We start from the raw sequence: 24,063 nt of genomic DNA on the forward strand, positions 1-24,063 counted from the left end.
TTAAGTATGTATGCAAGCGCATTACGCTTAACACATCAATGATTTAGTAGATACGTTGCTCAACACCTGCCATCACACGGCCACAGTGCTCGCAAACGATTACTTTTTTCTGGGCTGCAATGTCGGCCTGGCGCTGTGGAGGCACTGTGTTAAAGCAACCACCACAGGCGTCACGCTTCACCAGTACCACGGCAAGGCCGTTGCGTACGTTTTTGCGGATACGGTTATATGCGGTTAGCAGACGCTCCTCAATCTGATGGGCAGCAGCATCACGGTCTTTTTCCAGGTTCTTTTCCTCTTCTTCGCTTTCTGCTACAATCTGGTCAAGCTCGTGCTTCTTGGTGTCAAGATCTTTACGACGTTCTTCCAGGCGGTTCTTCGTGCCTTCGATCTCGTTGATCTTCTGCTCGATCTGGTAGTGCGCTTCTTTGATTTTCTTCTCTGCAATCTGAATTTCCAGTTTCTGCAGTTCAATTTCTTTCGTGATGGCGTCGTACTCGCGGTTGTTGCGGACGTTCGTCTGCTGGTCTTCGTATTTGCGAATCAGACCTTCGGCGTCTTTGATGGACTGCTTGCGCTGGGCAATGCTGTCGTTCAGGGCGGCCACTTCATCATCAAACTTACGAACCCTTACCTCATAGCCCTCAATTTCATCTTCGAGGTCCTGAACCTCTTCTGGTAAATCGCCTCTTACTCTTCTGATTTCGTCAAGCTGCGAATCGATACTCTGAAGCTTTAGCAGTGCTTCTAATTTGCTGGCTACCGTACTTTCCATGTAGTTAATTAGGTGTATCTGATAGGGTTTGTGTTTACTTCCGATAAATAGACTGCAAAATTAGCAAAGTTTTTGGAAATTGTATCATAAAAAATCTCCTTTGTAAATACCTCACTTTCATAGTGCCCGATGTCGGCGATGAGGAGCTTTTCTTCTGCGTCGAAGAACTCGTGGTACTTCACATCGGCCGTCACGTAGGCGTCAGCGCCCTGCCGGATCGCATCCTTGATCAGGAAACTGCCCGATCCGCCACAAACCGCCACATGCTTGATTTTTTTGTCACCAACAGGGGTGAAGCGAACAACCGACAGCTGCATCTGTTTTTTGAGGTAGTCCAGAAAACCTTCCTCCGACATGGAATCCGCCAATTCCCCGACCATCCCGATGCCGACTTCCTGGTTGCCGTTCTCGAGCAGGGTCAGAAAGTGCGCTACTTCCTCGTATGGATGCGTCTCTAGCAGGGCTTGCATGATGCGCTGTTGCTTGAAGGCCGGGAAGATCACTTCCACACGGTTTTCCTGTACCTGCTCCGGTTTACCTGACTCGCCTATGGTTGGGTCAGCGTTATCGGAGGGAAGAAAGCGACCTGTTCCCTGTACCTGAAAGCTACAGTCGCTGTATTCGCCGATCTGTCCGGCGCCCGCTTTGTGGATGGCGGCCAGCACTTCGTCCGTATTCTCAACAGGCACAAAAAAGGCCAGCTGCATCAGGGTGTGCGGCTTGGATGTGAGCATTCGGGTATTTTGTAGCTTCAGCTTTTCCGCGATTTTGGCATTTACGCCATTGTGCACACTGTCCAGGTTGGTGTGGCAGGCGTAGATGGCGATGTTGTTTTGAATGGCCTTGATGATGGTGCGCTCCACATAGCTGCGACCGGTCAGGCTTTTAAGACCTTTAAAAATGACCGGGTGGTGCGCCACAACTAAATTGCAGCCTTTGGCAATGGCTTCTTCTATTACTGCCTCGGTACAATCCAGGGTAAGCAGCACACCTTTCACTTCGTCGCTGGCATTACCCGTCTGCAAGCCGGAGTTATCATAGCTTTCCTGATAGGGTATAGGAGCGTATTGCTCGAGTACCTTTATAATATCGCCAATAGTGTTCTTCTCTTTCATAGTCCGGTCCGCTTTTGAAAGCACCAAATTACGAAGTTCGGGACAGCCCTGAAAATTTAAAGCACCTGGAGTTGCAGGTAACCTGTCTCTGGCTGGCGCTTGAGCTCTTTGCCGTTGAAGTAGAAGGCAGAGTAGGTATAGTCGGTATAGCACTTGCCACGATTCACGGTATAGGCGATATCCAACGTGTCGGTGTTGAGGCTGTTGAGACGTAGCAGCATGCGCACCCTCGACTTGGTATACAGGACAGGGTAGGTCTCAAAGATCAGGTTGTTCACCTTTTCATCTGTGCCCGTAAACAGGTAGTTAAAGGGCTCCCCATCCAGTATCAGTTGAATAGAATCGGGGTGCATGCCGGCGTTGGGGTTATTGAAAGGACTGCCACCCGAAGCATCCACCAGGTAGAATGCGACAGGAGCCGGCGGGTCAGATCGCATGGTGGCGCAGGGCGTGCAGGCTGCCGATACAAGCAGCAGCGAGAGTGAAATAATGGCAAGGGTACGGTTTGCTTTCATGTGAAGAATGTAGGGTCGGATATAGTCGGTACTAAATATAGTGTATTCTGGGTATACGAATCAAGTACAGGCGCTAGCTTTGAGCATATTTCTATACCTTTGCAAGGTATAGCTGATCCATATGACTGTTTTGCGGTACCTTTTATGGCCTTTTTCGATCTTGTACGGCGGTATCATGCTGTTGCGTAACTGGCTGTACGACAAGGGTTGGTTGCGTTCAGAGCGATTTGATGTGCCGGTTATTTCGGTCGGGAACCTGACCGTTGGAGGCACTGGTAAAACACCACACGTTGAATACCTTTTGCGGCTGATATCGGATAAAAAAACGGCCGTGCTGAGCAGAGGCTATCGTCGGAAAAGCAAAGGATTCGTGCTGGCTGATGATCGTGCGACGGCAGAAACGCTGGGGGATGAGCCGTTTCAGTATCACCTTGATTTTCCGGATGCGCTGGTGGCAGTGTGCGAGAGCAGACCGGCAGGAATAGCTCAGCTGCTTCGCATACAGACAGCCACAGAGGTCGTACTATTGGACGATGCCATGCAACACCGACCTGTTAGCCCTTCCTTTAATCTAATGCTGACGGATTATGGACGTCCATTCTACAAAGACCATGTGCTACCCACTGGCTTATTGCGAGAACCACGGCAGGGAGCCCAACGGGCAGATGCTGTTATCGTGACCAAGTGTCCTGCCGATCTGTCTCCAAGTCAACTAACAGACATTGCTAAACGTGTGCAGCGGTATAGCCGGCATGTTACGCCAGTTTTCTTCAGCGCCTTTCGTTATGGCAAACCAGTAGGTATAGGCAATGCGTCGCAGGTATCGGCCCGGGTGGTGGTGGTGACAGGTATAGCGAACGCTAATCCACTACTTCACCATCTGACTGAAAACGGGTATGAAGTGGTACACCATCTGGAATATCCGGATCACTACAGCTATACCTTGGCGGATATTGAAAAGCTGCAAGCTTTGCTGGAACAAAAGGATAGTAAAGGTTTAAGTATCATCACAACGCGGAAGGATGCAGTAAAACTAACAGATCGCGCACTCGCAGCCCTGACCGGGCAGTTGCCGGTTTTCTACGTGCCGATTGAGGTGTATTTTCTGCAGCACGGGAAGCTATTTGATCAGATGATAAGACAGCACATCAGCTCCTTTGGAATGGCTAAACCCGTTGCGGCAGATAAAATTTAAAGGAAAACAGCTTATACTTGGTATGGGTACGTATACGGGTTGCACGAAAATCACTAATTTTGGCTTGTGAAAAGTAAGCTCTTAGCAGTAATATGGCTCCTGGTGGGTCTGGCTGGCGCCGCGCAGGCACAGTCCCAGATCGTTGACGACACGACAAAAGTGCTCTACAGTCCTAAAACGACGTTGCAGCTTTACGAAAACGACGTGTTGGAAGGGCGCTACCTCTTGCAGCGCATCGATACCAGCATCAACAACATGCAGAACGAGCGCTACTGGTACAAAGACACGGTGCATTTCCAGCACCTGGGTAACGTGGGCACGGCCTCCAAGCCCATTCTTTTCAGAGCGCCCGATAAGATCGGCGCACGCTTGGGCAAAAACGTGTTTGACCGCTATGCCTATAACCCACGCACGATCAATTACTACGATACACGATCCCCTTACTCCCATATTTTCTATATACAAGGTCAGCGGGGAGAGCAGGTTTTTGAAGCCACCCATGCCCGCAACATCACCCCACGCTGGAACGCAGGGGTAGCGTATCAGATCATTTCTGGTAACAGGCAGATAGGGGTGTCTAATTTAAGACGCGATGGTTACCTGAGCAGCCAGGCGGTGAAGGCCTTTACCCATTACCGCTCTGAAGATGAAAAGTATCACCTCTTTGCCAATTTCACCCACCTCAACCACGAACAGATCGAATATGGTGGTATTGCGCCCGGGGAGGCGAATCGTTTTCTGTTCCAGCAGGCGATCACTAACCTGAACCAGGCATCTACCCGCGAACTACGCAACAACTATCACCTGATGCACATCTACAAACTCGCAGGTGAAAACCTAAAGCTCTTCCACAGCTTTGACTGGGGAAGCCAGCAAGATAATTTCCAAGATGATGCGATTCCAAGATTGGCCGATGAAAACCGCACACTGGTTTTTTATCCGCGTGTACTGGAAACCTTTAATCGCACAGACGACCGTACCGCTTACCGCGAAATGGAGAATGTGGCAGGAGTAACCGGCAACAACAAACTCTCCTTTTATAAAGCCTATGCCAAATTCCGTAACTCCAAGATAGATTACCGGGTGCTTAGTGTGGCAGAGCAGGATACCACTATTGAGGCATTCAAAGAAACAAACGAGAGCCTGAACCAACTGTTTGTGGGTGGTGAGTTCCGGCTCATGTATAGGCAGGCATTGCTATCATTTGACGGGGAGTTTCAGATGACGAATGACTACAAAGTAGGAGCTACGGCCAAACTGGGGCCACTGCAGGGGCGTGTTACCCGTGTACTGCGCTCACCCTCCCTTGTAGAGCAGCGATTGATCAGTAACCACTTTAACTGGATCAACTACTTCAATAATTCCGTGACAGATCGCCTGGAAGCCACTTTTGCAGGCAAACTAGGCGATCGGCAATATGTAAGGCTGACCGGTCATTTCAACCACATCAAGCGCCACATTTACTTCGACCTGAATGCAGAGCCAGCACAGTACCAGGATAATCAGCAGGTGTTTGGGGCTGAACTGCAGCATCACATTCGTTTCGGCAAGATCCATTTCGAAAATTTTGTAGCTTATACCAACACCAGCGAAGCTCCTGTCATACGCATACCGGAGTGGCTTTTTGACTCCAAGCTATACTTTGAAGGGGCTTTGTTCAGGAGAGCACTGGTAGGTCAGTTTGGTGTGCAGGTATACACACCAACTGCTTATATGGCCGATGCCTATATGCCGGTAACACAGCAGTTTCACTTGCAGAACACCTTTACCATCCAGCCCTACCCGGTAACGGATGTTTTTATCACGGCAGATATCAAGAGCCTGAACGTGTTCTTAAAGATGTCTAACATCGCTTCCGACCTGACAGCGCCAGGGTATTTCACTACGCCATTCTACCCAGGTATGCGCACGAGCTTCGTGTTCGGCATCAAGTGGATGTTCTTCGATTAACTTATTTTTACCTATGTCCTCTCAATTCACCAAAACCATACTGCGCCTTCAACTTCCAACCGACCCTCGTTGGGTGAACATTGCCGAAAAGAATATAGAGGAAATACTGGTAGACCACGCGTATTGTGAGCAGAAAGCGGCGACTTCAGGCATATCCCTGATCGTAAAGTATCCAGACAAAACCCGCCTGGTGGAAGAGATGACCGATCTGGTAGCTGAGGAGTGGAGTCACTTTGAGCGCGTACTGGCTGAGCTAAAGAAGCGTGGTTGGGGATTGGGGCGTAACCGACCTGACGAGTATGTTGTCGAGCTAACCAAGCACATCCGAAAAGGGGGCTTGCGTGAAAGACAGTTAATGGACCACCTGCTGGTTAATGCCCTCATTGAGGCCCGCAGTTGCGAGCGTTTCAAGCTACTCTGGAAAAACATACAGGACGAAGACCTGCAGAAATTTTACTACGAGCTGATGGTTTCAGAAGCTGGTCACTATGTGAGTTTTGTGAAGCTGGCCAAGGAGTACATGCCCGCCGATGTAGTAGACGCCCGCCTGAAAGAACTGCTCGAAATAGAAGCCGAGATCATCCGCAACCTGGAGCCCCGACCAGACAGGATGCATTAGGTTTAATTGCTAAATTGCTGATGGTTAAATTGTTATATATATACACTTCTAATTCTGTCTTGGATTGAGATCATTTGACGAAGTGACTTTGGGCAACCTATCCAACGGGTATATTATCGAAAGAAAACAACAATTTAACCATCAACAATTTAACAATTCATTCCTCACGTCTTCTGCTTTTTCTTCTTAGCTGCCGGAAACAGGATGTTGTTCAGGATAAGCCTGTAGCCGGGTGAATTGGGGTGAAGGGCCAGGTCGGTAGGATCTTCGCCCACCAGGTGCTGGTAGTCCTCCGGATCGTGGCCGCCGTAGAAGGTCCACGTGCCGCGGGCGAAGGTGCCGTGCATGTACCGTATCTCACCTACCTCTTTGTTTTCGCCCATCACCACCACTTCCGGCTTCACCAGGCCTTTGCGGAAGGCTGTGGTCTGGCCCATAAATCCCTTAATGGTTTTCGCGTGGTTCTGCGTGAGCATGGTAGGTATAGGGTCCCACTTGGCTGAGAAGGTAAAGAGTTGAAAAAAGTCATTCTGCTCCGTCAGGCCACGCTCTTGCGGTTGCATGTCAATGTTGGAGTACTCATACTCCAGGGGGTTGCGCACCAGGGAGAAGTCTTTGAAGGCAAAGGTTTTGCTGAAGTCCAGCTTGCTTTGTGCATTAGGATCGGCACCATCTCCGTCGTACATCGACTCGATAAAATCTATACCTTCAGCAGCGAGCGCAATGTCATAAGTATCAGTGGCCGAGCACATGGCAAACAGGAAGCCGCCTCCTGCACAAAAGTCACGGATGGTGCGTGCTACAGCGCCCTTCAGATCAGATACTTTGTTGAAGCCTAGCGATTTGGCTGAAGCCTCGGATTCGCGCTGCTGTTCCTGGTACCAGGGGTAGTGGCGGTAGCTCGAGTAAAACTTTCCATACTGGCCTGTAAAGTCCTCGTGGTGAAGGTGTAGCCAGTCATACTTGGGCAGGTCACCACGCATGATCTCTTCGTCGTAAATTTTATCGTACGGAATCTCAGCGTAGGTCAGCACCAGTGTCACGGCATCGTCCCATGGCATCTTAGATTTAGGGGTATAAACGGCGATCTTCGGCACCTTTTCCAACTTCATCACGTCCATGTTCGCCTCCGGGTCGCTGATCTGTGTGAGGATGGTATTGTACTGTGCATCCGAAATAACCTGGTAGCTGATGCCCCGAACCACCAGTTCATTTTCGAGTTGCGGCGCATGCTGAAAGGCAAAACTGCCGCCCCTGAAGTTAAGTAACCAGTCAACCGACACGCTTTTGGAAAGCACCCAGTAAGCCGCTCCGTACGATTTCAGGTGGTCTTTCTGCGTTTCGTCCATTGGTATCAGCACCGTAGAACTGAACGCATGGAGGGGGTACACCAGGCAGGCGAAGAGCAGTAGTAAAAGGCGGTATGACTTCATGGGCTTAAGGTATGGTAACAAATGTATTGAAATTGGTTCTTTTTTCAGATATTGGAGGTAAATTAGAAACCAGAGGTTCTTCCTTATACTTAACGCAGGGGTGAACGTTTCGCATATAAGACTTAAGCTATGGACCTGTTCGAAAATATACGGGAAAGTATTCGGGCTATCAAAAGCAACCTGCTCCGTACCATCCTCACCGGCCTGATCATCTCGATCGGAATTATGTCGCTGGTAGGTATACTCACGGCTGTTGACGGCATGAAAAATTCCCTTAACCAGACCTTTTCGAGTCTGGGCGCCAACTCTTTCGACATTCGGAAGAAATTTAACAGTGGTAGGGGAAATAACGGACAGGGCAGATCTGAGAAGGTATACCCGGATATCACCTACAATCAGGCCATTAGGTATAAGGAACTGATGGGGGCCAAGTCTCAGGTAAGTCTTTCGGCCAACGTTTCGGGTGCGACGGTGGTGAAGAGCGCCACAGACAAAACAAACCCGAACATTAACGTGATCGCCGGCGATGAATTCTACCTGTCAGGACAAAACCTCAACCTGGAGCGTGGCCGCGCTTTTTCTACGCATGAACTGGAACTTGGGACCAATGTGGCCATAATCGGAAAGGAGATTTCTGACAAACTTTTCCCTAAGGCAGACCCTATTAATCAGTACATCAGCTTTTTGGGGCGTCGTTTCAAAATTATAGGGGAATTAGAGAAACGTGGTAGCAGCATGGGTGGCAGTGGCGGCGACCGCATGATCCTCATTCCGCTCGAAACCGGTCGCCAGATTCCACAGGCCGGTAATGGAACCCTGACTTATAATATTAAAACGTCCATCTTCAAACCTGAAGAACTCACCTATGTGATGGGTGAAGCTACAGGAGTGATGCGCAACGTGCGCCAGGACAAGTTAGGGCAGGATGAGTCTTTTGAAATCAGAAGAAGTGATTCCCTGATTCAGAGCCTGAATGAGATCTCGGGTTACCTGAAGGTGGGTGGGTTCGTCATCGGATTTATCACTTTGCTTGGTGCCTCTGTGGGGCTAATGAACATCATGATGGTGTCAGTGAACGAGCGGACACGTGAAATTGGTGTTCGCAAAGCGCTGGGGGCAACTGCAAAGCAGATCCAACAGCAGTTTTTGATCGAAGCAGTCGTGATCTGTATCCTGGGAGGTTTGGTCGGCATTTTCTTGGGTATTGTGATGGGCAATGGCATTGCCTCCCTGATCGGAGAGGGCGGCTTTATTGTACCCTGGATCTGGGTGTTTGTTGGCCTGGCAATCTGCGTGATCGTGGGTGTGCTTTCAGGCTACTACCCGGCGCACCGTGCCTCTAAGCTCGACCCAATCGAATCGCTTCGCTACGAATAATCTATGGTGAAGTCTCAGTACGTTTTAGCGCGCATCTTAGAAAAGAGACGTCTGGTTTCAGTTATGAATCTTACGAAGTGGCGTGCATTGATAGAGGCCATGAGTGAGTTAACACATCTGGAGCCGGCTGTGCGCATTAAGTACCTGCATGATGAACTGGAGCCAGTTGGTTTTGCACCTATATGGTGGGATCAGTTGGAGCAAACCGGTTTAAGCACTATTGAATGGCTTGAGATAAAGGCTTTTAAAGAAATAAGCGCCGGGCTGCTGTCACCTACGCTACAAGTGGACTATACGGATTCTATTCAGGAAATTCTGGACAGGTATAGCATTCCGTATGTGGTAGAAGGAGAGGTGTTCAGAATATGGGGATACCAGCGACTGCAGTAATGGACTGAAATAAAAAAGGCGGGTGACAACCCGCCTTTTCTTTTGATATACCTGTATGCCAGGTTATTTCTTTTTGGTAGCAGTTTCAGTGGTCTTTGCGGTTTCTTTCTCCTGATCGTACTCGTTGTTTAAGCCTGTCAGTACTTCTTCTGTTATATCCAGAGAATTGTCACCGTACAAGATAGCGCTTTGGCCTCTTGAGTAAGTCAACACCATTTTATAACCTCTTTCCTGGCTCAGCTTCTGCAAGTAAGCTTCTACGCGGTCGTAGATTTTTTTCATCTCTTCCGCTTCCTCTGTTGCCAGTTGGTTGCCGGTAGTCTGGCTTTGCTGCTGCAACTGCTGCTGGCGCTGAGCCAGTTTCTGCTCTGTAGAGGCACGCTGTTCCACCGTCATGTTACCACCTGTGCGCTGGTAATTCTGTACTTCTTTCTCAAAAGCAGCCGCCTTAGACTGAAAGTCTTTCTCAGCCTTCTGTGTTTTGGATTGGAAACGTGTACGGGCATCTTTGAAATACTCATACTTGCTCAGCAGAGAGTCTGAGTTAATGTACACAATGTCAACTGTGCCAGCGGTAGCCAGGGAGTCTGAGCTTGTTGCTGAAGTCGTGGCAATGCCGGTTGCCTGCGGTTTTTGATCTGTGTTACAAGCAGTCACAAGAGCGCCCAAAGCAACTCCCAAAACGATTCTAGATAGGTTCACAAGTAGAAAATTAAGCTGTTATTGATTGTTTCAGGTTGAAAATATAGGGCTAATTTTTAAAAATTCAGAATTTTTAATGTTTCAATACCTCTATATATGTTTCTTCGGCCTCCATCAGGCCCTGCTCGTTGATGCCGGTGAGTCGTACGTGCTTTGTTTCATTTACTAAAACAGGGTCGTATTTCGCCGCTACACGCACATAATTCTCCGTCCAACCTTCCATCACGCCATCCTTCACATCATCCTCAAAAAGCACCGTGAATTCACGACCAACATTTTGCTCGTAAAAGTAGCGTTTCTTTTTTTCAGAAAGGATGCGCAGCATATCGGCCCGGCGATTGCGGTCTTTGATGCTAACTTTACCAGGCATAGCAGGCGCCATCGTGTTCTCGCGCTCCGAATAAGGGAACACGTGCAGGTAGCTTACATCAAGGCCATTGATGAAGTTATAAGTCTCCAGGAAGTCTTCTTCTGTCTCGCCCGGGAAGCCCACGATTACATCGACACCAATGCAGCAATGCGGCATCAGGGCTTTGATACTGGCAACACGGTCAGCATACAACTCACGCAGGTAGCGGCGGCGCATCAACTTAAGTATCTTGTTCGAACCTGACTGCAAAGGTATGTGGAAGTGCGGCATAAAGCGCTTGCTCTGACTCACAAACTCGATAATCTCGTCCTTGAGCAGATTAGGCTCTATTGAAGAGATGCGGAAGCGGTCTATACCTTTCACCTTGTCGAGTTCCTGTACCAGATCGTAAAATGTTTCTACACGCTCCCCGTCCTGCAAACCAAAGTCACCGGTATTCACACCTGTCAGCACAATTTCCTTCACGCCTGACTCGGCTATTTCATTTGCAGAGCGCACTACATTGGCGATACTGTCGGAGCGGCTGTTGCCACGCGCCAGTGGAATGGTGCAGAAAGTACAGGAGTAGTCGCAGCCGTCCTGCACCTTCAGGAAAGTGCGGGTGCGGTCGCCGAAGGAGTAGGAGTTATGGAAGGTATTGGCCTCACTGATGGCGCTGGCATATACCTGTGGCTGCTCTTTCTTTTCGAAAGTTTCCAGAATATCAACCAACTGAAACTTCTCAGCGGCGCCCAACACGGCGTCAACCCCCGGAATCTCACTGATCTCTGTCGGTTTCAGCTGTGCATAGCAGCCCACAATGGTTATAAATGCGTTAGGAGAATATTTTTGAGCCTCCTTTACGATTTTACGGCATTTCTTATCTGCGTTGTCAGTAACAGAGCAGGTATTGATCACGTAAATGTCGGGCGTTTCGGTAAACTCTACCTTTTCAAAACCACGCTCCTGGAATATCCTCCCGATCGTGCTGGTTTCAGAGTAGTTTAGCTTACAGCCCAGTGTATAAAATGCTACCTTTTTCATAATCAGGGTGCAAAGATACAAATTAAAATTTTGAATGCGTGAACGGGTACTGTGGTAAATAAACTATTGCAACCCTATAACTTAGTGTAAGTTGACTAACCTTTTATACCTGTGTTTTGCCGATGATCTGATGAAATACCTACTTCCTGACAAAGTCTTCGAAAGAGTACTGCATATAAGCTTTTCCCAGCTCCACCTGTTCGGGCGTGACCCCTTTGCCCTTGATGATAGGCTTCTCCGCTACATTGTCGAAGGACAATACTTTGCCAGGTGTGATAAAGGTGAAGCCGTCCCGGAAAACATAAAACGCAAAAGGATAGGAGGTTGGTGCCAACAGGTTACGGCCCCACTTGAAGTCCTGGGAAGGAAGGTTCAGCTGATAAAGCAGGGTAGTGGCAACATCGGTTTGGCTTCCAATGGTGGAAATCGTTTTTCCTTTAGTAGCTAAAGCACCGCCCGTTAGCACAAAGGGGATACGGAACTTGGTGCTACGGTAATTCGGATCGTCATAAGGCAGCGGATGGCCGTGGTCCGCCACCAGCACGATCAGCGTTGAATCCCACCACGGCTGCTGACGCGCCTGCGCAATAAATTGACCCAGCGCCCAGTCGGTATAGTAAACGGAGTTCTTGAATTTGTCGCTGATCTGGTCGCCTTTGAATTTGGCAGGTATAGGAATCTCGAAAGGCTCGTGGCTGCTCAAGGTATAGACGGTACTGAAAAATGGCTGTTTTTCCTGCTTAAGATCCTGCAGCACACGCTCGAATAGCACATGGTCGTGAGCGCCCCACTTGGAATTATAGCTTTCGGCGGGAAAATCATGCTTGTCGATCAGCCTGTCAAACTTGCCATTCTGTAGGTATGAGCGAATGTTGGCAAACTCCAGTTCACCGCCATAGTAAAAGGACGTACCATATCCGGCTTGTTTGAAAACGTGCCCCAGATGTGGCAGTTTCTCTGTTTTCTTCGGGTTTTTAATTATTGAGGTGGTGGTCTGCACCGGATAACCACTCAGTAAAGCCACCATGCCCTTTTCGCTGCGGTCGCCACTGGAGTAGAGCTTAGAAAAGCTGATTCCCTCTTTGGCCAGTTTGTCCAAATTGGGTGTGACGCCCGGCTCCCCACCCAGATGCTTCACATACTTGGCTGTATAACTCTCCAGGATAATAAAGAGCACATTAGGTTTTTCTACCCGAAGAACTTTCTCCGAAGAGTCAGCAGTAGCAGCGTACAGCCCGGCCACTTTCTCGGCGGCTGTTTCGTAGTCCATGTACTGATAGGGGTTGCGCGTCTCCTCATTATACTTCAGCATGGTGTCCATCAGGTTCCACGGCATGTTAAGACCGGCATGGTTGGCATAGGGGTTCTCAGAGAAGTAGACCACACTTTGGTTGATTGGAATCTGCTGCCAGCCGCCCCGCATAGGCAAAATCAACACGGCTGCGAAAAGCAAGGCTATACCTGCATACTTCAGCTTTGAGAAGTTCAGGTGGTAATTCTTATAGTCGAAGGTATAGCGGAACAGTAACGCGAAGACCAGGCTGGTAGCAAATGCGATGACGGTGAGCAGCAGGATAGGGGCTGCTGCTGCTGAGGCCGCCATTTCACCCGGTGTGTTCAGGTATAGCATGGGCGTGGAGTCAAGTCGGAAGCCCCAATAGGTATAGAGTTCGAGGTCAACGGCCATCAACACAGACAACAACACCAATATAGTATATGTATAGTAGCGGATAAACTTGCGAACCTGCAAGCCCGGAAACAGGGCAGTGGCCAGAATAGCCAGAAAAGGGATGGCACTTACATAAGAGCTAAAAGATAAATCCAGCCGCAGACCTTTTGAGAAAATGGTCCAAAGGTCCTCTTGAGACAACTCTTGAGTGCGGTTGTCGTGGTAAAGCAGGAAAATAGCCCTGGTTGCAACAAAATAGAGCACCCAGAACAGAAAGTATAATGGTTGGTATAAAAGGCTTCGTTTCACGGCTGCAAATATACAACTTAAGTGTCCTCTCTTAAACGACACCTGATCTAATATAATTCAGGACGGACTTTGATTTCATTTCGTACTATAGATAGATCTAAAACAAGCACTTTTGAATAAGACCCCTTGATTTGGTGGGGTGTTTTGGTGATAGCATGTAACTTTTCTTTATATACCCCCTAAAAAAACATACCCTGTTAGATACAACTTATTAATCTAGCATTTACCTTTGACCATACTTTATACCCTAACCCCTTAACTCAATGGCAATTCTTCGATTCAAGGCGCTCGAACTGGTGAGTCAGCGCAAACCGGCAGAGGTGGTGCTGCCATCCAGCAAAATTTCAGAGTATTTTGGTGAAAACGTGTTCGGTTTTGATGCCCTGCGTGCCACTATGTCTACCGAGAACTTTAAGAGACTTTGTGCTACGATAGATGCGGGTGAAAAAGTAGACCGAAATCTGGCTGATGCCGTGGCCGCTGCCATGAAAACGTGGGCCATGAGCAAAGGTGCGACACATTATACGCACTGGTTTCAGCCGCTTACAGGCTCCACAGCTGAAAAGCACGACTCCTTTTTTGACCTGACTAATGAAGGTGATCCGATCGAGAGTTTTAAGGGTAGTGCTCTCGTGCAGCAGGAGCCGGATGCATCTTCATTCCCGAGCGGCGGCATACGCAATACTTTCGAAGCCAGGGGTTACAGTGCATGGGATCCATCATCGCCAGCCTTTCTGATTGAAAATGCCGGTACCCGTACCCTTTGTATACCTACCATTTTCGTTTCTTATACCGGTGAGGCGCTTGACTACAAAACGCCCTTGCTGAAGTCACTTCATCTGCTCAACCAGGCAGCTGTTCCGGTTTGCCAGTATTTCGATAAAGATGTGGTGAAAGTTAACACCACGCTGGGCATCGAGCAGGAATACTTTCTAGTTGACCGTGCCCTGTACGAAGCTCGCCCTGACCTGGTGATGACTGGCCGTACCTTGTTTGGACACGCGCCGGCAAAAGGGCAGCAGTTGGAAGACCACTATTTTGGTTCTATACCTAGCCGCGTACACTCGTTCATGGTAGACTTTGAGAAGTCAGCCCTGAAACTGGGTATACCTTTGCGCACCCGTCACAACGAGGTGGCGCCTAATCAATTTGAATGTGCCCCAACCTTTGAGGATGCCAACCTGGCTGTGGACCACAACCAGCTTCTGATGGATATCATGGACCGTGTGGCAGAGCGCCATGGTTTTAAAGTATTGCTTCACGAGAAGCCCTATAAAGGCGTAAACGGCAGCGGAAAACACAACAACTGGGCGATGAGCACCAACACGGGCGTCAACCTGCTTTCTCCTGGCAAAAAGCCGAAGGAAAACCTACAGTTCCTGACTTTCTTTGTCAACACGGTGATGGCCGTGCACAAACACGCTGACCTGCTACGTGCCAGTATTGCTTCGGCCAGCAACGACCACCGTCTGGGTGCCAACGAAGCGCCTCCGGCCATCATGTCGGTTTTTGTGGGCCAGCAACTGACGGCGGTACTGGAAGAGTTGGAGCGCACTGCCAAGGTGCCGATGGAGAAAGGCGATAACATGTACTTAAAACTAGGTATAGACAAGATCCCTGAAATCCTACGCGATAACACCGACCGTAACAGGACCTCTCCGTTTGCTTTCACGGGCAACAAGTTCGAATTCCGCGCCGTTGGATCCTCTGCAAACAGTTCTTCCTCTATCACCGTGCTGAATACTATCGTAGCCGATCAGCTGATCGATTTCCGTGTAGCGGTAGACGACCTGATTGATAACAAAGGAATGAAGAAGGAGTTAGCCATCATTCAGGTGCTGCGCGAGTATGTGGCTGCCTCCAAGGCAATTCGCTTTGAGGGCAACGGCTATTCCAAAGAGTGGGAGGAAGAGGCAGCCAAACGTGGACTGTCAAACATCAAGTCGACGCCGCGTGCCCTGGACATATACCACCGCGAGGATGTGCAGGACCTCTTCACGCGCCACGGTATTCTTTCGAGAATAGAGTTGCATGCCCGACACGAAATCCTGCTGGAGGACTACATCAAGAAAATACAGATTGAGTCGCGTGTTATGGGCGACCTTGCCTTCAACCACGTAATTCCAACGGCTGTGGCTTATCAGAACAAGTTGATTCAGAATATTCGCGGTTTGAAAGACTTGGGGCTGGAGGATGAGTACACTGAATCTACACTAGACTCGATCAAGCGTATTTCCCGTCATATCAAATCGATCCAGACAAACGCCGTAGACATGATTCAGCAACGAAAGGTTGCCAATAAGATTGAGGATGTGCGTGAGAAAGCAATTTTCTACAACGAAATGGTAATGACTTATTTTGAAGCCATCCGTACGAGTGTAGACAAATTAGAACTGATGGTGGACGACGAGGATTGGCCGCTGGTGAAGTACCGCGAACTGATGTTCAGGCGATAACCGTATCTTATTAGAAAGAGGAAGAGCACCTGCACCAGGTGCTCTTTTTTATTAGCTTCGGTTTCTGATCCAGCCGACCACTTCTCCTGCCACTTTCGCCAATATGATGGGCAGAAGTAGTATGACCAGGGTAGTGGCTATAACAGGTCGCAGGCCCATTTGCATGATCAGTTTCCTGACCACCTTACTTCGTAGTTCGTCTAACACGAACCGGCCGGCTTTCGTCATGGGCTTGCCTTTGAGTACTTCCAGAACACCTCTCCAGTTGCCGTGTTCAATTTGCCTTTTCAGAAAGCCCAGTACCGTGTCTTTAGTTATCAGGAAAGCTTCTGTCAGTTGCTCCTGCCGTATTTTTCCCCAATGTAACAGTGAGCGGAGCTTGGCGTCAGTGTTCTTCGGTATGTAGGCACTCATGTGTATCATTTCTGTTTGTTTGAATTAGTATTCTGTGCGTATGCTGATCCAATTTCAATTATCTTTAACGTTAGCCTGCTTGTTTTATACAACAATATACTGATAATTTCATCCATCACTATACCTAAACGATTCTGATAGTTTGTTTGCATACACGAATCCTGCCACAAAAATTGCCGCACTTACCTCTGTTTAAAATAATGATGCTAAATTTACGCTGTACGCCTGTTGAACAAAGCAGGTCTGAATTAAGTTAAGAGAAGGAAGCTTTAGCGAAGGCCCATTTATATATGAACAAGATCTATTGCCCCAACCTGACAGCATATAAACGCAGAGAAACCATTAAGGTACAGATTGGCGACGTGCCCATGGGGGCTCATCACCCGATCAGGGTGCAATCCATGACAACCGTGGACACCATGGACACGCTGGGCTCTGTGGAGCAGTGCATCCGCATGATCGAGGCAGGCTGTGAGTACATCCGCATCACCGCACCTAGCATCAAGGAGGCTGAAAACCTTCGCCACATAAAGAAGGAGTTGCGCCGCCGTGGGTATAACACCCCACTGGTAGCCGATATACACTTTACGCCAAATGCTGCTGAGGTGGCAGCCCGTATCGTCGAGAAGGTCCGCATTAACCCGGGCAACTATGCCGATAAGAAGAAATTTGAGGTAATTGAGTACAACGACCAGACCTACCAGGCGGAGCTGGATCGCATTCGGGAGCGCTTTGTGCCGCTGGTTCGCATCTGCAAAGAACATGGAACCGCCATGCGTATCGGTACCAACCATGGTTCCTTGTCCGACCGCATTCTGAGCCGCTACGGCGACACGCCTTTGGGTATGGTGGAGAGTGCGTTGGAGTTTTTGCGCATTTGCGAAGACGAGCAGTACTACAACATTGTCATCTCCATGAAAGCCTCGAACACGCAGGTAATGGTGCAGGCCTACCGACTATTGGTCCAGAAACTGGAAGAGGAGGGGCTGAAGCCATACCCACTGCATTTGGGCGTAACAGAAGCTGGAGAAGCGGAAGATGGCCGCATTAAGTCTGCCGTAGGTATAGGTACCCTGCTGGAAGACGGACTGGGTGACACCGTGCGCGTGTCTCTGACGGAAGCACCGGAAGCCGAAGCGCCAGTAGCCAAAGCACTCATCGACCGCTATACCTACCGGGCAGAAAAAGCACAGCCGATCAAGCCGATTTGTAACATCCCGATCGATCCGTTTCAATATCATCGCCGCGAAACAGGAGAAGTAGAAAACGTCGGAGGTCAAAACGTGCCACGCGTGCTGGCTGACCTGAGTCAGTTGCGTGATATACAGTATGCTGACCTGAAAAGCGTCGGCCACCTGTATTCTATGCTGCTGGATAAGTTCAATATGAACGACCTGGGAGCAGACTATATTTATACTGGCGACCATCCGATCAACTTCATGTTACCTAACGGACTGAAGGAAATCATCAATTACGTGCCGTGGCAGTTAGTAGAAGATCAGGAGCATCGGCATCCTATGCTCACGGCAAAGCAGTACCTGGAAGCCACCCATCTGCATCCGAAACTGAACTTCATTGAAACGGATGTCAGTGGTATCACCGAGGATTTAATGGAGCGTTTGAAGCAGGACCCTACGGCGGTGCTGGTGCTTTATACCTCTAATGAGCATGCTATGCCTGAGCTGCGCAAGTGTTTCTTCCGCCTGATAAACAATGGCATAAACACGCCTGCCATCATCAAGCGTTCATACGGTGCGCTGACACCAGATGAGGTACAACTGTACGCATCTACCGATGTGGGCGGCTTGCTGATTGATGGATTAGGAGACGGTATCATGCTGGGCACGGAATTGTTGCCTGCGCAGGAAAAAGGAGCCTGGTTGAGCACGATTGAGAAACTGAACAACCTGAGCTTCGGCATCCTTCAGGCTGCCCGCACCCGCATGAGCAAGACTGAGTACATCAGCTGCCCAAGCTGCGGTCGTACTTTATTCGATTTGCAGGAGACGACCGCTATGATCCGCAAAAGAACCGATCATCTGAAAGGTGTGAAGATAGGCATCATGGGGTGCATCGTGAACGGCCCGGGTGAAATGGCTGACGCCGACTATGGCTATGTAGGTGTCGGGAAAGACAAGATTGCTCTCTACCGTGGTCAAACTGTTGTCAAAAAGTCTGTTCCAGCCGACAGGGCGGTGGATGAATTGATAGAGTTGATCCGGGAGGACGAAAAGTGGATTGAACCTGTGCAGCTGGAAGCATAAGGCTATACCCGGCTATCCACTCGCCTAGATTATTTGTTAAGGATTGAGCATGTGACAACAGCAATTTGTGGCCGCATGTATTTTAAAATATTATTTACCGCACTATGAAAGGATTATTTGATTTTACAGAAGTGGCTACCTACTTCTTTCGCAAAAAGGACCCGAATCAAAAAACTAACTTTAATCTTCGGGCCATGCACACCATCAACAAGATCTCGATTCTGATGTTTTTGGCTGCCATGATATATTTTGTCATTAAACATTGGTAAGTGCCTTTCGCTGTGAATATTGAAGACTTCAGGGATTACTGCCTAGCGAAACCTGGCACTACGGAAGAATTGCCTTTTGATGAAGACACGCTTGTATTTAAGGTAGGTGGTAAGATGTTTGCCCTATGCAGCCTGTCTGAGTATAGGAAAGGGATAGCACTAAAATGCAATCCGGTACATGCTGTTGTGTTACGTGAGCAGTATGCACAAATCTTACCCGGCTATCACATGAATAAAAAGCATTGGAACACAGTGCTTCCCTTAGCTGGCTTGGAGCCGGATTTCCTCAAGTCGCTTATTGACCATTCCTATACCTTGGTGGTGGCAAATCTACCGAAAGCGCTGAAGCCACTTTAAACGCTTTTTTTCAAAAAAAATTATAAGCCGTATAAATTTTTTTTGTGCTAATGAATGACTGATATTTTGACAATTCCCGCACAAACACGCATTGGATTATAACACAAGATATATTTTTTTGCCTGTTTGTGAGTGTTTGGCATTAAAACCTACTCAAAGCATTCTAAATGCATATCTGAAGGTAAGAAAACTGCGAAGAAAGTTGCAACGTATATAAAAGTTTATATGTATATTAAGATCTATTTCGCAACTATTCACCCTATCTCACTATGCAATCTCAACGCGATGTAGGCATATTTGCCTACAGAAATGAATGGCAAAATGCCAGTCTAAACATTATCCTAACAAACAGTTTGCTGATTAACAGTTACGAAGAGTTTTTTAAAAAATATGACGTAACTGGCCAGCAGTACAATATTCTGCGCATTCTGCGCGAGCACTATCCTAAGCCGGTATCCACTTCGGTATTGCGCAATAATATGCTCGACAAAATGTCAGATACCTCCCGGTTGGTTGGTCGCCTCAAAACCAAAGGCTTGGTGGAGGTGGAGCGTAACATCTCTGACAAACGTCTGGTGAACATCGTGATTTCCGACAAAGGATTCAGTCTACTGGATCAGATAGGAAATGACTTGTACAAGCTAGACAACCTGCTACAGGGGCTGACTGAAGAAGAAGCAACCACGTTAGCTGGTCTGCTTGCAAAAGCACGGGAGTCGATTTCTACAGCAGAAAATCGTCTGTCACCTGCTCTCCAGTTTAACGAGGCTGTTTAAGAAGCTCCGGACCAAACAAAAAAGGATAGCCAATAAGGCTATCCTTTTTTGTTTTTAGGCTATGTAAGTAATGATAAATTGATACGGTTAGCACAAGGCATTAAGGCAGACCTTCTAACACTAGCAATCTATAGTGAATTGTAAAATTCACTGCCCATTTTAGCCCATCAGGTAATACAAAATACAGGAGCGGTGCTTGATATGCTTTTTGCTATTATGACAAAATATGAAGAGGTATGAAAAACCAAAAGCCGCCAGATTTGGGGTCTGAGCGGCTTTTGGAAAGTTAGTGGTAAGATGGAAATCCTTATACCACCACGTTGATGATTTTGTTAGGGACGATAATAATTTTCTTTGGTGTTTTTCCTTCCAGGAATTTAATGATCGTTTCGTCAGCCAATACTGCTTTTTCCATGTCCTCGCGTGGCGCGTCGGTGGCAAAAGCAAGCTTTCCTCGTGTTTTGCCATTTACCGATACCGGATACTCAAACGTGTTTTCAACCAGGTACTTCTCATCCCAAGTCGGAAAGGAGGCGAACGTAATGCTCTCTTTGTGACCTAGCTTCTCCCAAATTTCCTCCGCAATGTGCGGTGCGTAAGGGGCCAAGGCAATGGTAAGAGGCTCCAGAATAGCCCGCTTGTTCGTCTTAAGGGGCGTTAGCTCGTTCACGCAGATCATGAAAGTGGCAACCGAAGTGTTAAACGAAAAGCGCTCAATGTCTTCTTCTACCTTCTTCACTGTCTTGTGCAACGACTTCAACTCAGCAGCTGTCGGTTCTTCATCAGTCACGGCAAAGTTACCATCGTTGCTATGGAAGAGATTCCAGAAACGCTTCAGGAACTTAGTCACGCCATCCATGCCGTTGGTGTTCCAAGGCTTGAACTGCTCCAGTGGCCCTAGGAACATCTCGTACATGCGCAAGGTATCGGCGCCATTGCGTTCTACCAGTATATCCGGGTTCACCACGTTATACTTTGACTTCGACATCTTTTCGATCTCAACGCCGCAGATGTACTTGCCATCTTCCAGCACAAACTCAGCATTGGCGTTTTCCGGTCTCCAAGCTTTGAAGGCCTCCAGATCCAGTTCGTCGTTCTCCACGATATTCACATCCACGTGCAGGGGAGTGGTGTCGTACTGCTTGCGCAGGCCAAAAGATACGTAAGTGTTGCTGTCCTTCACGCGGTACACGAAGTTAGAGCGACCTTGGATCATGCCTTGGTTGATCAGCTTTTTGAAGGGCTCCTGTTCTACCACCAGTCCCAGGTCGAACATGAACTTGTTCCAGAAGCGGGAGTAGAGGAGGTGACCTGTCGCGTGCTCGGCGCCACCCATGTACAAGTCCACATTGCGCCAATATTCCACCTTGGCTTTGTCGGCAAAGGCCTGATCGTTCTGTGGGTCCATGTAGCGGTACCAGTACCAGCTCGAGCCTGCCCAACCCGGCATAGTGCTCAGTTCATATTCGTACTGATCCTGATATTTCCAGTCTACGGCGCGGCCCAGCGGAGGCTCACCTGTCTCGGTTGGCAGGTAGGCGTCGATCTTTGGTAACTCTAGCGGCAGCTCGTTCTCATCGAGCAAGTGCGGTATACCGTCTTTGAAGTATACAGGCACCGGCTCACCCCAGTAGCGCTGACGGCTGAACACGGCATCGCGCATACGGAACTGCGTGCGGCCTTTGCCCACGCCCAGTTCTTCGGCTTTGGCTATACCTGCAATGATCGCATCTTTTACCTCCAGTCCGTTCAGGAAACCTGAATTGATGATTTTTCCCTCTTTGGCAGCATAAGCCTCTTCCTCCAGATTACCGCCAGCTACCACTTCACGGATAGTCAGGTTGAAGTGCTTGGCAAAAGCGTAGTCACGGGAGTCGTGGCCCGGAACGGCCATCACAGCACCGGTACCGTAGCCAGCCAACACATAATCGGCGATCCAGATCGGCACACGTTCTTCGGAAATCGGGTTGATGGCGTAAGCTCCGGTAAATACACCGCTCACGGTTTTCACGTCGGTCATACGCTCACGCTCCGAGCGGTTTTTGGCCACGTTCACATAAGCTTCCACCTCGGCGCGATGGTCATCTGTTGTGATTTCATCTACCAATTCGTGCTCTGGTGCCAGCACCACGAAAGTGGCACCGTAAATCGTATCAATACGTGTTGTGAAGACTTTGATCTTCTCGGAAGCACCGCCTTCGATGGCAAAGTCAAGCTCAGCACCCACTGATTTGCCTATCCAGTTGCGCTGCATTTCTTTCACCGGCTCCGGCCAGTCGATGGTGTCGAGGCCCTGCAATAGGCGCTCGGCGTAGGCGGTGATTCGCATCATCCACTGGCGCATCAGTTTGCGCTCTACCGGATAACCGCCGCGCTCAGAAAGACCGTCTTTCACTTCGTCGTTGGCCAGCACCGTACCCAGGGCAGGGCACCAGTTCACCACAGCGTCGGCTACATAAGTCAATCTATACTTGAGAAGTGTCTCCGCTTTCTCCTGCTCGTTCATTGCTTTCCAATCTTCGGCCGAGAAGGCAGGGGTGTCTTCGTCGCAGGCAGCCTTGATGCTGGCGTTTCCGTTTGCCTCAAAGGCAGCGATCAGTTTATCAATGGACTCTGCTTTATCGGATGTATAGTTATAGTAGCTGTTGAACAGCTGCATGAAGATCCACTGCGTCCACTTGTAATAGCTTGGATCGGAAGTGCGTACTTCGCGCTCCCATTCGTAAGAGAAACCGATGTTCTTGAGCTGCTCAATGTAGCGGCCAATGTTCTGCTCCGTTGTGATGGCGGGATGCTGGCCCGTTTGGATGGCGTATTGCTCGGCTGGCAAACCAAAGGCGTCGAAACCCATCGGGTGCAGCACGTTAAATCCTTTGGAGCGTTTGTAGCGGCTCACGATATCAGAGGCGATGTAACCGAGTGGGTGTCCTACGTGCAGACCCGCCCCAGATGGGTAGGGGAACATATCCAGCACATAATACTTCGGCTTATCGGTGTTTTCATTGGCTTTAAAAGTCTGGTTCTCTTCCCAGTAACGCTGCCACTTCTTCTCTATCTGATTGAAATTATACTCTGACATAGTTTATCCTGTAATCGCTTGATCTAAACAAGCTGCTAAGATACGTTAAATTGCTAAATGGTTAAATTGTTGATTACTGATTGTTAATTGTCGGATGTTTGAATTGTTAGTGAATAGTGGTTGTGCGAAAGGTACAGATGAAGCGGGCCTTGGAAGCTTTTTAAAAGTTGTGATGCTCCAGGTATAGGCATCCTGTTTGGCGATAGTATTGCGAGATGTTAGATTTTGTATCAACTCCTAAAGTGCGAATAATTATAAATCAAAAAAATTGTGTGAATACCATTTAACAATTTAACTATGTAACAATTTAACAATGAATAAATACCTTTGCACTTTGAAGCAAAATGGAATACGATGGAAAAATACGATCTGCTGGATGTGCCGCACCTGATCTATGTGATGGACCCGATGTGCTCGTGGTGCTATGGATTTGCGCCGGTGCTGCACAGGCTCAAAAAGGAACAGGAAGGTAAGCTGAACTTTAAGCTGGTACTGGGGGGATTGCGCCCGGGTACTACTGAGCCGATGGGGGATGAAATGAAAGCCGCTATTAAGCAACATTGGCAGGAAGTAGAGAAGGCGACAGAACAGACTTTTGATTTCGGCTTCTTTGAGCGGGAGAGCTTTGTGTATGATACAGAGCCGGCTTGCCGCGCTGTGGTGACCATGCGTTACCTGCAGCCTGAAAAAGAGCTGGAGATGGCAGAGGAAGTACAACGTGCCTTTTATGCCCGCAATAACGACGTGACCAAAGCCGAAGTGCTCGCAGAGATCGCATTGGGATTAGGTATAGCGGAAGACACTTTTCTGGAGAAGTTTCACTCCGATGAAATGAAAGAGAAAACGCAGCAGGATTTCCTGATTGCCCGGCACCTGCAGGCCAACGCTTTCCCAAGTGTATACCTGCTCGTTGGCCACAACCTGAGTCTGCTTAGCCGTGGCTATTATTTATACGATGCGCTGAAGGCCAAATTGGAAGAAGCCCTGAAAGGGGCACAACATTAAA

20 protein-coding genes are annotated in these 24,063 nt (G+C 48.7%); 11 read left to right on the plus strand and 9 right to left on the minus strand.

Features of this window, described 5'->3' with window-relative positions; genetic code table 11:
• Positions 1 to 43 precede the first annotated feature (43 nt).
• The 3 genes from C8E01_RS06925 to C8E01_RS06935 are packed head-to-tail and all read right to left on the minus strand — an operon-like array spanning position 44 to position 2,405.
• A complete protein-coding gene (locus tag C8E01_RS06925; protein ID WP_116542615.1) occupies positions 44 to 775 on the minus strand; it encodes a zinc ribbon domain-containing protein in 732 nt (243 codons plus the stop codon).
• Positions 776 to 783: 8 nt separating this feature from the next.
• A complete protein-coding gene (locus C8E01_RS06930) occupies positions 784 to 1,890 on the minus strand; it encodes a Nif3-like dinuclear metal center hexameric protein (RefSeq protein ID WP_116542616.1) in 1,107 nt (368 codons plus the stop codon).
• Positions 1,891 to 1,946: 56 nt separating this feature from the next.
• Positions 1,947 to 2,405 carry a hypothetical protein gene (locus tag C8E01_RS06935; RefSeq protein WP_116542617.1) on the minus strand — a complete coding sequence of 153 codons (459 nt, stop codon included), beginning with the start codon at positions 2,403 to 2,405 and terminating at the stop codon, positions 1,947 to 1,949.
• A 121-nt stretch (positions 2,406 to 2,526) separates the two neighbouring features.
• Between C8E01_RS06935 and lpxK the strand changes: the two genes are divergently transcribed.
• From lpxK to miaE, 3 genes are all read left to right on the plus strand, one after another.
• On the plus strand, positions 2,527 to 3,600 hold the full coding sequence (lpxK, locus tag C8E01_RS06940) for a tetraacyldisaccharide 4'-kinase (protein WP_116542618.1): 1,074 nt from the start codon (positions 2,527 to 2,529) through the stop codon (positions 3,598 to 3,600).
• A gap of 66 nt (positions 3,601 to 3,666) precedes the next feature.
• The gene (locus C8E01_RS06945) at positions 3,667 to 5,550 is read left to right on the plus strand and encodes a putative porin (RefSeq protein WP_116542619.1); all 1,884 of its coding nucleotides are present in this window, start codon (positions 3,667 to 3,669) and stop codon (positions 5,548 to 5,550) included.
• Positions 5,551 to 5,563: 13 nt separating this feature from the next.
• On the plus strand, positions 5,564 to 6,169 hold the full coding sequence (miaE, locus tag C8E01_RS06950) for a tRNA-(ms[2]io[6]A)-hydroxylase (protein WP_116542620.1): 606 nt from the start codon (positions 5,564 to 5,566) through the stop codon (positions 6,167 to 6,169).
• A gap of 164 nt (positions 6,170 to 6,333) precedes the next feature.
• On the opposite strand, the gene C8E01_RS06955 is transcribed toward miaE, so the two are convergent.
• Entirely contained in the window at positions 6,334 to 7,602 is a 1,269-nt protein-coding gene (locus C8E01_RS06955) for an asparagine synthetase B (RefSeq protein WP_116542621.1), read from the minus strand.
• A gap of 129 nt (positions 7,603 to 7,731) precedes the next feature.
• Between C8E01_RS06955 and C8E01_RS06960 the strand changes: the two genes are divergently transcribed.
• A complete protein-coding gene (locus tag C8E01_RS06960) occupies positions 7,732 to 8,979 on the plus strand; it encodes an ABC transporter permease (protein WP_116542622.1) in 1,248 nt (415 codons plus the stop codon).
• Positions 8,980 to 8,982: 3 nt separating this feature from the next.
• Complete coding sequence (locus tag C8E01_RS06965) at positions 8,983 to 9,369, plus strand: DUF6678 family protein (protein WP_317046896.1); 387 nt, start codon at positions 8,983 to 8,985, stop codon at positions 9,367 to 9,369.
• Positions 9,370 to 9,432: 63 nt separating this feature from the next.
• Here the strand turns inward: C8E01_RS06965 and C8E01_RS06970 are convergent, their stop codons facing one another.
• The 3 genes from C8E01_RS06970 to C8E01_RS06980 all read right to left on the minus strand — a co-directional run bounded on the left by C8E01_RS06970 (position 9,433) and on the right by C8E01_RS06980 (position 13,442).
• The gene (locus C8E01_RS06970) at positions 9,433 to 10,071 is read right to left on the minus strand and encodes an OmpH family outer membrane protein (protein ID WP_243409463.1); all 639 of its coding nucleotides are present in this window, start codon (positions 10,069 to 10,071) and stop codon (positions 9,433 to 9,435) included.
• 73 nt (positions 10,072 to 10,144) lie between these two features.
• Entirely contained in the window at positions 10,145 to 11,464 is a 1,320-nt protein-coding gene (gene mtaB / locus C8E01_RS06975; RefSeq protein WP_116542625.1) for a tRNA (N(6)-L-threonylcarbamoyladenosine(37)-C(2))-methylthiotransferase MtaB, read from the minus strand.
• Positions 11,465 to 11,603: 139 nt separating this feature from the next.
• Positions 11,604 to 13,442 carry an LTA synthase family protein gene (locus tag C8E01_RS06980; protein ID WP_133242737.1) on the minus strand — a complete coding sequence of 613 codons (1,839 nt, stop codon included), beginning with the start codon at positions 13,440 to 13,442 and terminating at the stop codon, positions 11,604 to 11,606.
• A 263-nt stretch (positions 13,443 to 13,705) separates the two neighbouring features.
• On the opposite strand from C8E01_RS06980, the gene C8E01_RS06985 reads away from it, so the two are divergent.
• Positions 13,706 to 15,898: a glutamine synthetase III family protein gene (locus C8E01_RS06985; RefSeq protein WP_116542627.1), complete on the plus strand. Its 2,193-nt coding sequence runs from the start codon at positions 13,706 to 13,708 to the stop codon at positions 15,896 to 15,898.
• A gap of 51 nt (positions 15,899 to 15,949) precedes the next feature.
• On the opposite strand, the gene C8E01_RS06990 is transcribed toward C8E01_RS06985, so the two are convergent.
• Entirely contained in the window at positions 15,950 to 16,312 is a 363-nt protein-coding gene (locus tag C8E01_RS06990) for a hypothetical protein (protein WP_243409464.1), read from the minus strand.
• Between the two features lie 290 nt (positions 16,313 to 16,602).
• Here C8E01_RS06990 and ispG point away from each other — a divergent pair, with 290 nt between their 5' ends.
• The 4 genes from ispG (at position 16,603) to C8E01_RS07005 (ending at position 19,978) form a co-directional block, all read left to right on the plus strand.
• On the plus strand, positions 16,603 to 18,576 hold the full coding sequence (ispG, locus tag C8E01_RS06995; RefSeq protein WP_116542629.1) for a (E)-4-hydroxy-3-methylbut-2-enyl-diphosphate synthase: 1,974 nt from the start codon (positions 16,603 to 16,605) through the stop codon (positions 18,574 to 18,576).
• Between the two features lie 104 nt (positions 18,577 to 18,680).
• Positions 18,681 to 18,845 carry a DUF6728 family protein gene (locus C8E01_RS21610; RefSeq protein WP_165820581.1) on the plus strand — a complete coding sequence of 55 codons (165 nt, stop codon included), beginning with the start codon at positions 18,681 to 18,683 and terminating at the stop codon, positions 18,843 to 18,845.
• 12 nt (positions 18,846 to 18,857) lie between these two features.
• The gene (locus tag C8E01_RS07000; protein WP_116542698.1) at positions 18,858 to 19,202 is read left to right on the plus strand and encodes an MmcQ/YjbR family DNA-binding protein; all 345 of its coding nucleotides are present in this window, start codon (positions 18,858 to 18,860) and stop codon (positions 19,200 to 19,202) included.
• Between the two features lie 269 nt (positions 19,203 to 19,471).
• Positions 19,472 to 19,978: a MarR family winged helix-turn-helix transcriptional regulator gene (locus tag C8E01_RS07005; protein ID WP_116542630.1), complete on the plus strand. Its 507-nt coding sequence runs from the start codon at positions 19,472 to 19,474 to the stop codon at positions 19,976 to 19,978.
• A gap of 307 nt (positions 19,979 to 20,285) precedes the next feature.
• On the opposite strand, the gene leuS is transcribed toward C8E01_RS07005, so the two are convergent.
• A complete protein-coding gene (gene leuS, locus C8E01_RS07010) occupies positions 20,286 to 23,057 on the minus strand; it encodes a leucine--tRNA ligase (RefSeq protein WP_116542631.1) in 2,772 nt (923 codons plus the stop codon).
• A 354-nt stretch (positions 23,058 to 23,411) separates the two neighbouring features.
• Between leuS and C8E01_RS07015 the strand changes: the two genes are divergently transcribed.
• On the plus strand, positions 23,412 to 24,062 hold the full coding sequence (locus tag C8E01_RS07015) for a DsbA family protein (RefSeq protein ID WP_165820582.1): 651 nt from the start codon (positions 23,412 to 23,414) through the stop codon (positions 24,060 to 24,062).
• Position 24,063 lies beyond the last annotated feature (1 nt).

The organism is Pontibacter virosus (genome assembly GCF_003096355.1).
Classification (GTDB): Bacteria; Bacteroidota; Bacteroidia; order Cytophagales; family Hymenobacteraceae; genus Pontibacter; species Pontibacter virosus.

Bases quoted from the DNA above. Each gene is read 5' to 3' on its own strand.
- C8E01_RS06925 (WP_116542615.1), bottom strand. From the start codon at position 775: ATGGAAAGTACGGTAGCCAGCAAATTAGAAGCACTGCTAAAGCTTCAG.
- C8E01_RS06930 (WP_116542616.1), bottom strand. From the start codon at position 1,890: ATGAAAGAGAAGAACACTATTGGCGATATTATAAAGGTACTCGAGCAA.
- C8E01_RS06935 (WP_116542617.1), bottom strand. From the start codon at position 2,405: ATGAAAGCAAACCGTACCCTTGCCATTATTTCACTCTCGCTGCTGCTT.
- lpxK (WP_116542618.1), top strand. From the start codon at position 2,527: ATGACTGTTTTGCGGTACCTTTTATGGCCTTTTTCGATCTTGTACGGC.
- miaE (WP_116542620.1), top strand. From the start codon at position 5,564: ATGTCCTCTCAATTCACCAAAACCATACTGCGCCTTCAACTTCCAACC.
- C8E01_RS06955 (WP_116542621.1), bottom strand. From the start codon at position 7,602: ATGAAGTCATACCGCCTTTTACTACTGCTCTTCGCCTGCCTGGTGTAC.
- C8E01_RS06960 (WP_116542622.1), top strand. From the start codon at position 7,732: ATGGACCTGTTCGAAAATATACGGGAAAGTATTCGGGCTATCAAAAGC.
- C8E01_RS06965 (WP_317046896.1), top strand. From the start codon at position 8,983: ATGGTGAAGTCTCAGTACGTTTTAGCGCGCATCTTAGAAAAGAGACGT.
- mtaB (WP_116542625.1), bottom strand. From the start codon at position 11,464: ATGAAAAAGGTAGCATTTTATACACTGGGCTGTAAGCTAAACTACTCT.
- C8E01_RS06985 (WP_116542627.1), top strand. From the start codon at position 13,706: ATGGCAATTCTTCGATTCAAGGCGCTCGAACTGGTGAGTCAGCGCAAA.
- C8E01_RS06990 (WP_243409464.1), bottom strand. From the start codon at position 16,312: ATGAGTGCCTACATACCGAAGAACACTGACGCCAAGCTCCGCTCACTG.
- ispG (WP_116542629.1), top strand. From the start codon at position 16,603: ATGAACAAGATCTATTGCCCCAACCTGACAGCATATAAACGCAGAGAA.
- C8E01_RS21610 (WP_165820581.1), top strand. From the start codon at position 18,681: ATGAAAGGATTATTTGATTTTACAGAAGTGGCTACCTACTTCTTTCGC.
- C8E01_RS07005 (WP_116542630.1), top strand. From the start codon at position 19,472: ATGCAATCTCAACGCGATGTAGGCATATTTGCCTACAGAAATGAATGG.
- leuS (WP_116542631.1), bottom strand. From the start codon at position 23,057: ATGTCAGAGTATAATTTCAATCAGATAGAGAAGAAGTGGCAGCGTTAC.
- C8E01_RS07015 (WP_165820582.1), top strand. From the start codon at position 23,412: ATGGAAAAATACGATCTGCTGGATGTGCCGCACCTGATCTATGTGATG.